The organism is Fibrobacter sp. UWR4, assembly GCF_003149045.1.
In the GTDB taxonomy this organism is placed as follows: domain Bacteria; phylum Fibrobacterota; class Fibrobacteria; order Fibrobacterales; family Fibrobacteraceae; genus Fibrobacter.
In genome coordinates, this window is sequence record NZ_QGDU01000053.1 from 1 (window position 1) to 15,124 (window position 15,124).

Consider the following 15,124-nt stretch of genomic DNA (forward strand, 5'->3'; position numbering starts at 1 on the left):
ATTAAATTTTAGAAAATAGCCCATTTTTTGTTTAATTTAGGCGAAAGTCAACAAAAAAGGGTGGCGAAGCCACCCACACATGTTGATGAAGAGCCATACTTATTTTTATTTTACCCGGTTACTGAACCAGATTTTCTTTTAAGTCCTTTTCAAAATTGAAACAGAAAATAACGTTGGCAACAGTAGGAGGCTTCCCGAATAGTCCCGCTAATGCCGAGATTGCGAAGCGGGTTAGAACCGCGCTAACAAAAAATGAACAGCCTCGGGTCAAACCGAGGCTTTTTATGTAGAAATATTTTGTGGGTTAGAAAGCGACCATTAAATTCATTCCGCCACCAACATGAGCAAAATTTATGGTGGGAACAATGCTGATGTTTACTGCATTGGGATTTCCTGCAGCCCTACGACGTTTGTAAGCATTTTCCGCCTTCAAATACTCATCAAGCTTACGATCATGTTCTCGATGCTCATTTAAGTAATAGATATTGTACCCTAGAATTGGGAGTCCTACCGCCAAAAGAGGGACGGATATCACCATACTCATGCTTGCGGCAAAAGCATCACCAACCCCCTCCCAACCAGATGAGCCGCTATTTCCGTAATAAATTGCAGAACCCAGGAAAAACAAGCCAGCACCAGTCACCGCGCCACCGAATACAATACCAAAAACATTCTGACGATAAATAGCCTGAGGTGCTTCCTGCAAGACCAACTGACGATAAATCTCAGTGCTATCAATACTCCAGTCCATTGGCGGAAGAGCCTCTAGCTGTTCATCCGTCAAGGTATCTTTAGCAACTGGGCCTGCAGGAGATTCATTCCCCCATAAGGCATTATTCTCACGAGCAAAAACCAGCGAAACCAAAAGCAAAGCAATTAAAATAACTCGCATAGCGATCCTCCTTTACCGCCCTAAAATATATTCATTTTCAAAAAAAAAAACGAAATGGTTACTGCATTAAGGCGAATGCCGCGGGAGGCTTCCCAAGGTAGTGCAACTGCGAAGCACGAGCAACCTCGACTTGCTTGAGGAAGCAAAGCCCTTTGTCTTTGAAAAAGACTTGTTCACAAGCTGAGTGTTGCGACCGTGCTTGCACGGGCATGACCGAAGCGCAGAACAAGCTTGTTTTGGAGGGGTTCGGCCATTTGGGCCCTTAGTCTTGTTAAAGACTAACCCGCAAGGCGAGCGAAGCGAAAATGAGCTTGCTCATTTTCATTTCCGAGCCGAGGGTTAGCTTTTTTGATGGGGCTACAAGCCCCATCAAAAAAGAAAGGGCTCCCCAAAGGGAACCCTTTCCTAAGAAGGAGAAAATATGAGCGATTTGTGGAACCTTGAACCTATCAGGAGGGGAGCAATGATAGAGTTGTTTGAGGATTTACCCTTCAACCGTTCACGCAGTGAAATATATCCTTAAAAAACAAAAGCGAAACTACCAAAAATCTTATTTTTAATTATTTCTTTTTGTTATTTAGCGATTATATCTACAAAAGTTTACTCTTCGTGGAAAACAATCTTGCACTTCGGAACAAAACGGAAACCACCACGACGATGACGTTCAATTTCGAAGAACTTCTTCACGCCTTCGGTAGGTCTTTCCGGATCATCGGAACCATTGATATGGGCAATGACTCGGTTCAGACGGCTTTCGAAGTTAGGACGCAGCGGATCCATACAAATAGACGGGTCACGCTTGAATTCGCGGTTTTCGTATTCTTCACGACCAGTTGCGGAATATTCACGAAGCAAGTTTCTTAAAATTCGAGCAGGAACATTACGCATCAGATGCTTGTTGTTCACGGAAATGGAATCGTCGCTCTTGTAGTAAACAATGTTCACAGAGTCATTCATGGCTTCCAGGAGCTGGTTCTGGGCCTTCTGGATCGGTTCCCAAGCATCAAATTCCTGCTTGACCACGGCGCTCATAAGCTTGTTAAACGGTTCCGGAGCAACCACATTTGCCTTATATTCAAAATAGACCACGCTAGCCGGTGCGCCGTAATAGCAGCCCTTATGAATCAAGACTGCGCCGGTCTTTTCGTCCACCACATCTTCCAGGGCCTTGATACAAGCCATCTTCTTTTCGGCTTCCACGTCCCATTCCACACCGAACTCGGCAGAGCAGTCCCCGAAGGAAGCATAGCGGCCCACCTGGCGGCCACCCACATAGATAAAGCCATCTTCACGCATTTCGGCATTTACGCGGTTTTCCAAAGCTTCGATGAAGGAAGTCTGAGAAGCACGGAAGGAAATGTGTTCGTAGGCAGGAGTATTCAAAAGGATGGGACCGATTTGCACCAGGCCGATGAACCAACGCATGGGGTTAGTCACCAGAACACCCGGAGAGTCAAAACGGAATGTGAAGTATTCCTGACGGAGATCCCCAACCAGTTCTCGCTTGAGGAACTTGGGTTCGTTCAGGAGCGGGTAACGCTTAGGAATGATGTCCAGGCAGAGCTGGCGAACATCTTCAGTTGCGTAAAACTGAGAAATATATGGAAGGTAGGAGCGAAGCACGCTACGAGCGGGAATGGCCTCGAATGCGGAGCAACGGTCGATAATGCGCTGGACAAATGCATCCGGATTTTCGCCACGGTCATACAGCCAGTTCACGACGCAATTCATCACCAGGCGGTAGGCACTTTCGTCCACAACAGAATCTTCAAAGTAAAGGTCATTCAACAGCTTGATGTTGAATCGGGAATCCCGCTTTACCAGGGTGAGGATATCCTTAACAGGGTAAGAAATCAGCAATTCAATATGCGTTAACTGCAGAAATAAATTTGATATCACTTTGACTCCTCGAATAATTCCTAATAGGCGTAATGGACGCCTAGCCTTCGGGTTTTCACAAAACTAGCATTTTTTTCATTAGGATGTTTTCAAAATGTCTATATTTTGCCCATGAAATCAGCCGAAATTCACGTTTTATCCGATGAAGTAATCAATAAAATTGCCGCAGGGGAAGTTATCGAGCGCCCCTGTTCCGCCGTAAAGGAACTTATCGAAAACGCAATTGACGCTGGAGCCACCCGCATCCAGGTTTCTATCGAACAAGGTGGCAAGAAGAAAATTCAAGTTACAGACAATGGAAAAGGCATGGGGGCGGCAGACCTGGACTTATGCTATCTGCGCCACACCACGTCTAAACTATTCAATGCCGACGACCTTTTCCACCTACAGACGAACGGATTCCGTGGCGAAGCGGTAGCCTCTATTGCCGCAGTATCCAAGCTAACCATCACCAGTGCTACCGACGATGGCGAAAGCGGACGCATCATTATCCACGGCGGAAACGTAGTGGAAAAACAGGATATTCAAGCTAGCCGCGGTACCACCTTTCTCGTAGAAGACCTTTTCTACAACACTCCCGTTCGCAGAACCTTCCTCAGCAGCGAAACTGCAGAAAGCACCCGAATCTTTGACGTTATTTTAAAGACTGCGATTGCCCATCCTGAAATCCGTTTTGATTACAAAGTAAATGACAAGACTGTATTTACCGGCGTCCCTGGGGAACTGCGTAGCAGACTTGCCGAAGCGATTGGTTCAAAAATTGCAAAAGTCCTTCTTCCCGTAGATTACACGGAAGCAGGGATTCATGTATCAGGATTCATCTCCCCTACCACGGAAACCAACGGAAAGCGCAACCATCAGTTCCTGTACATTCGCAACCGTCCCATCGAAAATAAGATGGTCAGCCGTGCAGTGACGCAGTCCTATGAGCCTTACGGAGCACAATGTAAGCCCGTATCCGTATTGTTCCTGGACATGCCGGACGTGGAATTCGACGTCAACGTTCACCCGGCAAAGCGCGAAGTTCGTTTTGCCAACGGCAACCTGATTTTCACGGTAGTCCTCCACGCCATTCGCGAAACATTCCGTGCAGACCTAGAAGGAAATTCAACCTTCATCGATCTAAGCAGCGAAATGAACGGCGGAAACGATCAGTCTCCGGCATTCATGAACGACACCTGTTCCGCAAAGGACTACAGTCCCTTCGTTCCACCAATGGCTCCAACGACGCCAAGCGAAACCGATGAACCTCTTGAAGCGCCAGCTCCCGCACAAGAATGGAACGGTGGAGCACCAGTAATGTCCACCTCCCCCTGGTCCACCACCAGGAAACCCGCAACAAGAAGACCTGAAAACGATCTGGCCCAGGACTTATTTAGCCAGCCGGAAGCAGGAAAGATTATTTCTCTGGAAAGCGAACAGAAGTCGGTCCCCCCTCAGGAACCGGCCTGGATTCCGCCTGCATTTTTCCAGATTTCAAAGACGTACATTGCCGGCGAGGACATGAACGGACTTTTGGTCATTGACCAGCATGCTGCCCACTCTCGAGTCCTATACGAACAGGCTCTTGAAACACTTCGTAACGGAAGCGCCCTGGACAGTCAGGAATTGCTGTTCCCTGAAATGTTGGAATTGACGAAGCTGGAAGCGGACGTCCTGAATTCTGTTGAAGATCAATTCAAACGTCTGGGATTTTTCATCGAACCTTTTGGCGGCGACACTTACCAGATTCGCGCCATTCCCAGCGCCCTCCCCCTCTCCCGCGCAGTAAAGGCTGTAAGAGATTTTCTGGACAGCATCGGCACCGACGGAAACGACGGCGGAGACATGGTAAAGGTTCAAGATATTATTGCCAAGGCATGGGCAAAGACGAACGCCTACCAGGCAGGTGATCTGCTGAAGCCAGAAGAAATGGCAACTCTCGTGAGTCAGCTTATGATTACAGAAGATCCCTTGAAATCACCCTATGGACATCCCACCCTGATGCGGTTGACCTTAGAGGAGCTGGCCAAGAAATTCAGACATTAAATCGTCGGAATTTTTTCCTGAATTCAACTTTGACTTAAGCAAATCCACGTCGGAGGCGTCCAGAGGGCCCTGGACATTTTTCAGTAGGGCATTGGCAACGTTCCCAATGGATTTTTTCCCGCGATTCCAGAGAATAAATTCGGGATAGATTTCCTTGCCTAGAATCAAGTTAGGGAGAGAAAACCAACGGGTTTTCACCAAACGTTTACCCACAGCATAAGTGAGATAGTCAGGACAGGTACAGACAACGCAACGGCTTCCCGAAAGAGCGAGCTCGAGGGTAGAAGTTCCCGGAGTAGTCAACACCATGGTCGCCTTTCGATAACGGGATAATCTTTCCGTAGCTTCCGTCGGGGAAACTTCCACCCGAATCCAGGATGGAATATGGCCTCCATACTTGCGATTCAATTCTTTCTGAAAACGTTCCAGCAGGCTTTCCCTTGAAGCGAGAACTACAACATCGGGCAAATCCACCAGGGAATATTCTCCGCTGATTTCATCCCGCAGGCGTTGCGCACAATCCAGAAAAAGACTCATGTTCCTGTGTGCTTGTCCCGCCCTACTTCCCGGCAGCAGCAATACGGATTTCTTTTGAGATTTGACGTTTTCTGCAGAAAAGTTGTCCGCAGCAGTAACGAGAGGATGCATCATCCTCGACACGTTGCATCCCGCATCCTTATAGGGTTTTTCCTCGAAATCAAAGAACAGTGCAAGTCGATTCTGAGAATCCTTGAGTTTTTCCGCCCGTTTGGCTTTCCATGCCCAAGCCTGGGGAGGAGCCACATAAAGTACAGGCTTCTTTAGCCTATTGGCTAAAGCAGTCAGCTTCATATTAAAGCCGGGATAATCAATAGCCACCAGCCCCCTGCACATCGGATTCTGCAGAGCCTGCGCAAGGGCTTCATAGTTTTTTCTCAATTTTAAATACTTAGGAAGGACATCCCCAAAACCAGAAACCGGCAGAATACTATAATCCACTACGGGCTTTAGCCCCGCAGTCACCATGCGATTTCCTCCAGCACCTACCAGGTCCATGGAGTCCTTCAAAATTCGGGACGCCGACTTTACCAGGGATTCTCCCAGGCAGTCGCCAGAATCCTCTCCAGCACAAAAGAGTATGTACGGCTTACCGCTTTTCACGGTTAGACACCCACACCTTTGTAGCCCCAAGATCATTACGCAAAGCCTGGAGCAGTTCCGGAGTGTACATCACCTTATCGTTCTTCATGTTAATTACATGAATAAAGCCGGAATCAGCTTCAACATGAAGCACAATATTACAACCCCTCATGGATTCATCATAAGGCTTATTCTCTTCCAGCAAGTTCTTCATCTTTTCCAGGAAAGCATCGTCAAAGGAATTGGAGAAGACATTCATGTGGATGTGGGTCACCATATCGGAACGGACACGATCCAACTGGATAACCTCCAGGACCACCAGCTGGATTTCCTCGCTATCACGCTTGCGTTCCAGCATTCCCTTTACAAGAACCTGGTCATCCTGAGAAATGGTATCACGGAATTTTTCCCAAACATCCTTCTTGAAGAAGATTTCTAGTTCGCCCTGGAAATCCTGAATAGCACCAACACCAATATTATCACCACGTTTGGTTTCCAGAGAGCGAACCTTCGTCACCACGCCACCAACAATGATGGCATCGCCAGAATCCGCCTTGTTGGAAAGTTCTTCAACGGCCAAACTGCAAGAGGTAAAGCCTAGAAGTTCAGGACGGAAAGCATCCAGAGGATGCCCCGACAGGAACAAGCCTAGAATATCCTTTTCCTTGCCCAGCATTTCCATGGTGGTCCATTCTTCGGCTTCTTCCAAAGTTTCTGCGTCAGAATCCATCGAAGGAGCGCTACCGCCAAGATCAAAGAGGGACATCTGACCGCGATCCTTATCTTCCTGGAAGCGAGCGGCGACAGTAAGAGCCTTATCGACCGTAGCCATCAGGGAAGCTCGACTACCCGGGAATTCATCCAAGGCACCAGCCATAATCAGGCTTTCCACAAAGCGTTTATTCATGGGGGCGCGTTTTTCTTTCTGTTCACCCTGATATTCAGCTACGCGCTTGGTAAAGTCAAAGAGGTCCTTGAACTTTCCGCGGCGTTCTCGTTCAGCAATGATATCTTCTACAACGCCAAGACCAACACCACGAATACCCGCCAGACCAAAGAGAATCTTATGGTCCTTGGTTGCAGAGAATACACCCAAGGATGCATTAATATTAGGAGAAAGTACAGGAATATTTAGACGTTTACATTCCAGAATGATGGTCACGATATCTTCCGTCTTGCCCATCTTGGAAGTCATGGATGCAGCCATATATTCCGGACCGTAGTGAGTCTTCAGGTAGGCAGTCTGGTATGCCACGTAAGCGTAGGCAGCAGCATGACTCTTGTTAAAGGCGTATCCGCAGAACGGAAGCACAGCATCCCAGACTTTTTTGATCAACTCGTGAGAATAACCTCGAGCTTCGCACTTTGCAAAGAATTCTGGAGTCAATTTTTCCATCTTTTCAGGCATCTTCTTAGCCATGATACGACGGATATTATCAGCGCCGCCCAGGGAGTAACCGCCCAAAATCTGGGCAAGTTTCATCACCTGTTCCTGGTACACGATAACGCCATAGGTTTCCCCAAGGACCTGTTCCAAGTCTGGATGGTAGCAGTCCACTTCTTCGGTGCCCAGCTTTCGTGCAATAAAGTGAGGAATCTGGTCAATCGGTCCCGGACGATACAAGGCGTTCATTGCAATCAAGTCCGTAATACGGGAAGGTTTCAATTCGCGTAGGTATTTCTGCATACCCGGAGATTCGAACTGGAAAACCGTGGTGGTCATGCCCTTACTCAGAAGTTCAAAGGTTTCCTTGTCATCCAGAGGAATATGGGCCATATCCACATCAATCTGACGGTTTTGCTTCACCATGCGAACCGTATCCTGAATGATGGACAAGTTGATAAGGCCCAAGAAGTCCATCTTCAGAAGGCCAATGTCTTCTGCATAATGCTTATCGTACATCACCACCGGAGTATCTTCGGGAGCCGCACGATAAAGAGGAGCCAGGTTATAAATCGGGGTCGGCGTAATCACCACGCCGCAAGCATGCACGCCTGTCTGACGGGGCAAATCTTCCAGAGTCAAGGCAATTTCCCAAAGGTTCTGGTACATGGCCCTAGAGTTAATCATTGTCTGCAACGGTTCCGGGCTGTAACCATCTTCCAGGTTGTTCCCCTTCTTGTCTTTACCAGTCCATGCCTGCTTCAAGCTAAAGTTCAGGGTACGCTGAGGGAACAACTTGGTAATCATTTTGGCTTCGCCAGGAGGGATTCCAAGCACGCGGGCCACGTCCGTAATCACAGCCTTGGACTTCAGCATACCGTAGGTAATAATCTGGCCCACGCATTCCTTGCCGTATTTCTGAGTCACGTAGTCAATCACACGACCACGGTCACGGTCTGCAAAGTCCGTATCAATATCGGGCATGGACACACGTTCCGGATTCAGGAATCGTTCGAAAAGCAAGTCAAACTTCAGCGGGTCAATGTCCGTAATACCAATGATGTAGGTAACCAGAGAACCAGCAGCAGAACCACGGCCTGGCCCCACGGGAATACCGTTATTACGGGCCCAGTTAATGAAGTCCCACACAATGAGCAGGTAACCCGCCACGTTCATGTTACGGATGCAGTTCAGCTCCTTGTACATGCGCTTGCCCACATCCGTTTCATGTTCCGGGAACTTAAAATCTTCGTCGGGGAAACGCCACTTTAGGAAGCCATTGCAAAGATGGATGATGTAAATGTCGGAATCAGAACCAGGCTTGCACCAGCGATGGACCGCCTTTTCCCAGGCCTTGTGGTCGTTTTCGTCGAAAAGTTCGGGAGAAGCCAGGCGGTCAATTTCGGCCTTGTCTTCGTCTGTCAAGGCATCCGGTTCGATTCCCTTTTCCTCGCACATCTTGGCTTGAAGCTTCTTCTTCTTATCCTTGATGACGCCACCTAATTCACGTTCCTTGACAACCGGGTACTCCGCGTCATATTCAGCCTTCATGATGGCCTTGATCTTCTGGTATTCTTCACCAGCAAGGAAATCATCAGGAATCTTGAATCGGGGCCAGAATTCATCACCGATACCAGTCTTCACGGTATAGCTACAGCGGTCCGCAATCTTAACCGTATTTTCGATAGCACCAGGAATGCGGCCAAACTTCGCCACCATTTCCTCTTCCGTACGGAAATAGAATCCTTCCGAGGGGAAACGCTTATCCACGTAGCCGTTAATGGTTTCCTTCACCGCAATACAGCGAAGAATCTTATGAGCCTGGGCGTCTTCCTTCTTGATGTAATGGACATCGCCAACAGCAACAACTTCACGGCCCAATTCGTTTGCCAACTGGACATTAAAATCATTGAGCAGATTCTGCTGGGGAACGTCATTATCACAAACAGAAATGTACAGATGATCGTGATCGAAAATCTTGTCCAGACGTTCCATGTATTCACGGGCAACGGTATTTCTTCCAGCAGCTACACTCTGACCATACTTGCTGAAGAAATCACCCGCAATAGCAATAAGACCGTCCTTAAACTGAGACACGGTTTCCAATGGCACAGACGGGATTTCAGCCCAGCGTTCACCATCTTCGTAGCGATAGCTGACGATACGGAGCAGGTTATAATAGCCCACTTCATTTTCGACGAGGAGCGTCAAGCGCTCGTAAGTAATAGGATCCTTACTGGTTGCGCTAGGGGTATCAATATAGACATGGCAGCCGTACACCGTCTTAATAGGCGGAAGTCCCTTTTCCTTACGTTTCTTATTAAGTCCCTGACCACGAGTCTGGAACTCAAGAATACCAAACATGGCACCGTGGTCGGTCAGAGCAATTGCAGGAGCATTATTTTCAGCAGCAGCCGCGAGAATATCATCAAGACGGGCAGAAGCCTGCAATACAGAAAATTCGGAATGTGTCTGAAGGTGTACAAAAGCCATAGTCTAAATTTAAAAAATCCTTAAAAGAGGCGATTTTCCAAAGGGTGTATCATCTCTTATTTTCGGTTTATCAAATATTTAATTATCTTTCAGGAAAACAAACGAGGTATTCATGAAACCGAATCTTGCTCTTTTGATCCTTTCCTGGCAGGTAGCTTGCCTTTTCCACGAAACAGAAACTGAAAAGCTGTTGCCGGGTTCTGCTAGCGCAACCGAAGCAGAAAGTGACGAACTGGACAAGATCCACGACGAATGGACCCCCGATGTGAACTGGGACGATTTCAATACTGCTTATGGCGGATTCTCCAGTGCAAAGGCCCGTACCGAAGCCTGCATCAAAGCTCTTAAAAATGAAACCGCAGAATTCAAGAGCAAGGTTTTGGAAGCTATGCTCCGTGTCGCCGGTGCCTCTAAGGAAGACGACAACGAATCCAACGTTTCCCCCGAAGAAATGGCATTTATTCAGCAGGTGAAAACAGCTCTTGTCGGCTAACAGCTTAAAGTAAAAGTCCAATTAAATCTGACTTTTGCTTTATGAGAAAAGGCTCGCGATTACTCGCGGGCCTTAAGTATTTTGACGCCTTCCCTGAACTAGATTCAGGGTGACCTTGCACAATAATTAGCGCAGGACGGGGACGCCCATTAGCGAAGCGTAATATCTCCGCCAGCAATCAGCTTGTCACGAAGCTTGTTGTGAGCCTTATTGACTTCGTCGTCGGTAAGAGTGCGGTCCATTGCCTGGTAAGTAAGGCTATAGACCATGTTCTTCTTGCCAGCTTCGATCTTTTCACCTTCATAGATGCTCTTGAGAGCAATCTTTGCAAGGTTCTTGGGATTCAAGCCCTTGATACGAGCAACGATTTCTTCATGTGTCATTTCCTTTGCAACTTCAAGAGAAATGTCACGGCTAGAAGGAACCTGACGGCTGAATGCCTGGAAGGTAATCTTCTTGTGGCTTTCGGCAATCATCTTGTCCAGATTAGCTTCCATGACGAAGGTTTCGTAACCGATTTCAAAGGTCTTAGCTACAGACGGATGAAGTGCGCCCATGGTGCCAAGGACAGTCTTGCCAATGACAATTTCAGTCTGCTTACCCGGATGCATAAATGCTTCCAGCTTTTCGGGAACGCGGAATTCCACTACCAGGCCACAACGCTTGAAGAAGGACTGTACCAGGCCCTTGAAGGCGGCAAATTCAATCTGAGCAGGCTTATCGTTCAGCGGATCCACATCGAAAGCGCCAGCAACAACGAGAGCAACCAGGTTGCTTTCATCGAAACCGTTGTCGCGAACATCCTTACGGTCACGTTTGAACTGGCCCTTAGCCACTTCGAACAAGCGAACGGAGCCCGGGCGATTCTTTTCGTTTTCTGCAACGTTCTTCAGCAAGTTCGGAAGGAGAGAAGTGGGAACAACGCCCAGTTCTTCAGACAGCGGGTTCAGAAGGGCAGCCGGCTTGGAGCGACGGTCATCAGATTCAGCGCCAAACAGAGCGACCGTACGAGCCTTGCTAGTAAAGCGGAGGTTCAGACATTCGTGGAGACCCATTGCAGAAAGGGTTCTGCGAATCTTGCGGTTCATCACTTCCACAGCAGGAAGTTCGTTGGGCTGCATGGTGAACTTGGGGAGGCTGTACGGAATGTTATCGAAGCCAACCAGACGGGCCACTTCTTCAATAAGGTCCACTTCACGTTCCAAATCCGGACGGTTGCCCGGAATTTCGAAAGTCATGGTCTCGCCATTTTCGGCAACCAGCTTCAGGTTGATGCTAGTGAGGTGCTTACGGATTACGTCGGAGGCAACATCCATGCCGATAATCTTTGCCACACGGGAAACGCGAAGATCAATCTTGTTCAGTTCCTTCTGGTGGTCGTCGCCAGTATATTCGACGCAACCCTTCAGAACCTTACCGCCAGCCACTTCCTGAATCATGGCGCAAGCGTACTTGCTGTATTCGTCCTGTGTAGTGGTGTCGATACCACGTTCAAAACGGTAGCTGGAATCAGATCCAATACCGAGGCGCTTTGCCTGCTTACGAACGATGGTCGGGTTGAAGTAAGCACTTTCCAGAAGAACGTTCTTGGTGCTATCTACAATTTCGGATTCTACACCACCCATGGTACCAGCCACAGCAACCGGACGGTCGCCATCGCAAATCACCAGTTCGGCTTCGGTCAGTTCGTGGTCGGTATGGTCGATAGTCTGGATCTTTTCGCCCTTCACTGCACGGCGGACCTTGATCATGGAGCCCTTCAGCTGGTCCATATCAAAGCTATGGAGAGGCTGACCAACATCCATCAGGATGAAGTTGGTAATGTCCACCACGTTGTTAATGGAATTCATGCCGACGGTGTGGAGGAGCTTAGCAAGCCAGCTGGGGCTCTGCTTCACTTCTACGCCCTTAATGACACGAGCGGTATAGCGGGAGCAGCCGCAACCGGGAACAACTTCAACAGTAGCAGCAGTGCTTGCGGCTTCAGCTTCTTCAACCAGGTTGTAGGAAAGATCCTTCAGGGGGCGGTTGAACTTAGCAGCCAGTTCGCGGGCAACACCGCGGTGGCAAAGAGCATCAGGACGGTTAGGAGTGACGTTCAGTTCGAAGCAGACATCATACATGCCCAAGCTTACGAAAGAAGTACCTGCCGGGATGGAATCATCCAGAACCATAATTCCGCCGTGATCATCGGAAAGACCGATTTCATCTTCGGCGCAAATCATACCGAAGCTTTCCACGCCGCGAATCTTGGATTTTTTCATTTTCAGGACGGAGCCATCGCTCATGGGCAGTTCTGCGCCAATAGGAGCAAGAACCACGGTCTGGCCTGCAGCTACGTTAGGAGCGCCGCAAACCACCTGAACAACTTCCTTACCGTTATCAACTGTAGTGATGTGGAGATGGTCACTATCCGGATGATTTTCGCAGGTGAGAACCTTGGCGACAACCAGCTTGTCATAAACCTTACCCGGTTCTTCGATACCTTCTACTTCCAAACCAATGGAAGTCAATGCCTTTTCGATTTCTGCCACAGATTCCGGCAGATCCACATGACGCTTCAGCCAATTCAAAGAGACTTTCATCTTTTGTCCTTTTTTAAAACCGAGGATAATTTAGAAACTTTGAAAAAATTTATCTTTTAGATAATGAAAACCACTCCTAGAATTGCCATAGATGCCCGCATGGTCCACAAGTCCGGTATTGGAACTTGCATCCAGCATTGGCTGGATGGAGTGGGCTACGACATCGCGCTTGGCAATCCGGAGGAACTGGAAGAATACCGGGACCATGTCCCCCAGCAGATTCCTTTTATCAGCAGTATTTACGGCTATAAGGAACAGCTGAAATTTCCCTATGGAAAGCTTTCAAAATTGAAGCCGGACATTTTGCACATTCCCCACTGCAACGTTCCCCTGTTCTATCGTGGAAAAATGATAGCCACCATCCATGACTTGACCCATTTGGTGTACCCGGAATTTCTCCCCATGAAACTGGTTCACTGGTACTTCAAGTTCATCTTCTGGTTTGTATGCAAAAGGGCAAACCGAATCAACGTGGTTTCAGAAAGTACAAAGAGAGACCTTCTGCGATTCTTCAAGGTCAATCCCGAAAAGATTATAGTGACGCCTTTAGGGGTCGGCTCGGAATTTGTAAAAAAGTCCAAGGCCGAAGTAGAATACCTTTACGAAAAGTTCGGCATTCCAAAAGACAAGAAGATCATCCTCTATGTAGGCAACCTGCTGCCCCATAAGAATTTGAACGGTCTGCTCAAGGGTTTTGCCCAAATGAAGGGACGGGAGGAGTGTAAGCTCGTAATGGTCGGAAAGGCTTTTGACGGCCGCACCACTCAAACCATTGAATCAGAATTGGGCATCGAAAGCTTGCTGATCCGAGCCGGAATGGTCAGCCAGGAAGACCTGGTAAACTTCTACAATCTGGCGGATTTATTTGTACTGCCATCCCTCTACGAAGGTTTTGGCCTGCCTATTCTGGAAGCATTTGCTTGCGGCACACCGGTGGCATGTTCCAATACATCGTCCATGCCCGAAGTCGGCGGTCCTTTGGCAACATATTTTGACCCGCAAAATCCTGTCAGTGTGGCCCAGGCTTTGGAACAATCCATCCATAGCAAGGGCAAGAAAGACGAGGAAATTGCCGACTGGGTAAGCCGTTTCTCCTGGGAAAACTGTTCCAGACAAATCCATAAAATCGCAGAAGACCTTTACGTAAATGGATAACTGAAGATGAACGCCAAGGTGAAAAAATTTCTTTCCACTTTTTTGAAGATTGCCATTAGTCTTGGTGGCCTGGGCTATATCTTCTATAAGGTACCCTTCGGCGAAGTCAGCAGCCACTGGACATCAACCGCCCTGCCGTGGGTTGGCGTCATTTTGTTTTGTACCATCTTCAGCATGATGGTTCAAGCCAATCGTTGGCGCGGCCTGCTGCTAGATGAAGGCAAGAAAGTCCCCTTCAGGACATTCTACGCCTACATCGCTCTGGGATATTTCTTCAACAACCTGCTTCCCAGCGGGTTCGGCGGAGACGCCGTCAAGACAATCGCTTTTGGCAAGAAGTTCGGAAACACGGCGAACTCTGTTGCAGCCGTGGTAATATCCCGAGTGATGGGTCTAATCGCCATGTTCATCTGCTTCTTCATCATGTTGCCCTTCGTCATTACACGCCTAAATATCCCAGCGGTATATACAGGAGCCGTCTGTGGTGTGGCTTTGCTAAGCGTCTTGATTATTGTCGCAGGATTATTTTCAGATAAATTAAAACTTCCTGCAGGATTAACACGACGGGTTCCATTCCTTCTAAAACTTCAGGATGCGTTCTCCATCTATCGCGGCTACAAGAAAGCGTTCTTTATGTCAGGGCTGGACTCCATCTGGCTTCAGATTTCTTCCATCCTGATCCATTATTCCTATTTCCAGGCAGTAGGCGTTCCTGTGGATCTCGCCACCATTACGGTGTTCATGACCATCACCATCACGATCACCATGTTACCTATTTCCATCAACGGCATCGGACTACGCGAAAATTTAAACGTCAGCCTCTTTACCGGACTTCTGGGAATCCCTGCAGACATAGTCCTCGCTGCAGCACTCATCGGATACATTCCCATGCTTTTCCAGGCAGCCCAAGGCGCCGTCGTTCTCGCCCGCTACAAGGCGACGAAGTAAGTCTAATCAAGAATTTTTAAAACAAAAAAAGTCGAGGCATCATCAACATGTGTGGAAGCATTTAGGCAGCCTTGCTAGATGATTCTCTCGATTCCGATTCCCATTCGTAGGCTATCTTTACATCTACA

9 protein-coding genes are annotated in these 15,124 nt (G+C 48.2%); 4 read left to right on the forward strand and 5 right to left on the reverse strand.

The window, feature by feature from the left end; translation table 11 throughout:
- Positions 1–304: 304 nt before the first annotated feature.
- Together BGX12_RS14355 and BGX12_RS14360 are read right to left on the reverse strand one after the other, a co-directional pair.
- A complete protein-coding gene (locus BGX12_RS14355) occupies positions 305–892 on the reverse strand; it encodes a hypothetical protein (protein WP_109736725.1) in 588 nt (195 codons plus the stop codon).
- Positions 893–1,492: 600 nt separating this feature from the next.
- Positions 1,493–2,791 carry a hypothetical protein gene (locus BGX12_RS14360; RefSeq protein ID WP_109736726.1) on the reverse strand — a complete coding sequence of 433 codons (1,299 nt, stop codon included), beginning with the start codon at positions 2,789–2,791 and terminating at the stop codon, positions 1,493–1,495.
- 111 nt (positions 2,792–2,902) lie between these two features.
- Between BGX12_RS14360 and mutL the strand changes: the two genes are divergently transcribed.
- Positions 2,903–4,819 carry a DNA mismatch repair endonuclease MutL gene (mutL, locus tag BGX12_RS14365; protein ID WP_109736727.1) on the forward strand — a complete coding sequence of 639 codons (1,917 nt, stop codon included), beginning with the start codon at positions 2,903–2,905 and terminating at the stop codon, positions 4,817–4,819.
- Here mutL and BGX12_RS14370 read toward each other — a convergent pair.
- The gene (locus BGX12_RS14370; RefSeq protein ID WP_158278274.1) at positions 4,787–5,959 is read right to left on the reverse strand and encodes a lipid-A-disaccharide synthase; all 1,173 of its coding nucleotides are present in this window, start codon (positions 5,957–5,959) and stop codon (positions 4,787–4,789) included. The genes mutL and BGX12_RS14370 overlap by 33 nt on opposite strands.
- Positions 5,946–9,815, reverse strand: a complete 3,870-nt coding sequence (dnaE, locus tag BGX12_RS14375) for a DNA polymerase III subunit alpha (protein ID WP_109736729.1) — start codon at positions 9,813–9,815, stop codon at positions 5,946–5,948. Before dnaE ends, BGX12_RS14370 begins: the two co-directional genes overlap by 14 nt.
- A gap of 112 nt (positions 9,816–9,927) precedes the next feature.
- Between dnaE and BGX12_RS14380 the strand changes: the two genes are divergently transcribed.
- Complete coding sequence (locus BGX12_RS14380) at positions 9,928–10,308, forward strand: hypothetical protein (RefSeq protein WP_109736730.1); 381 nt, start codon at positions 9,928–9,930, stop codon at positions 10,306–10,308.
- Between the two features lie 149 nt (positions 10,309–10,457).
- Here the strand turns inward: BGX12_RS14380 and pheT are convergent, their stop codons facing one another.
- Complete coding sequence (pheT, locus tag BGX12_RS14385) at positions 10,458–12,893, reverse strand: phenylalanine--tRNA ligase subunit beta (RefSeq protein ID WP_109736731.1); 2,436 nt, start codon at positions 12,891–12,893, stop codon at positions 10,458–10,460.
- 63 nt (positions 12,894–12,956) lie between these two features.
- On the opposite strand from pheT, the gene BGX12_RS14390 reads away from it, so the two are divergent.
- Positions 12,957–14,048 carry a glycosyltransferase family 1 protein gene (locus tag BGX12_RS14390; protein WP_109736732.1) on the forward strand — a complete coding sequence of 364 codons (1,092 nt, stop codon included), beginning with the start codon at positions 12,957–12,959 and terminating at the stop codon, positions 14,046–14,048.
- Positions 14,049–14,090: 42 nt separating this feature from the next.
- Positions 14,091–14,996, forward strand: coding sequence for a lysylphosphatidylglycerol synthase transmembrane domain-containing protein (locus BGX12_RS14395; protein ID WP_233246414.1), 906 nt, complete (start codon positions 14,091–14,093; stop codon positions 14,994–14,996).
- The last annotated feature ends 128 nt before the right edge of the window (positions 14,997–15,124 follow it).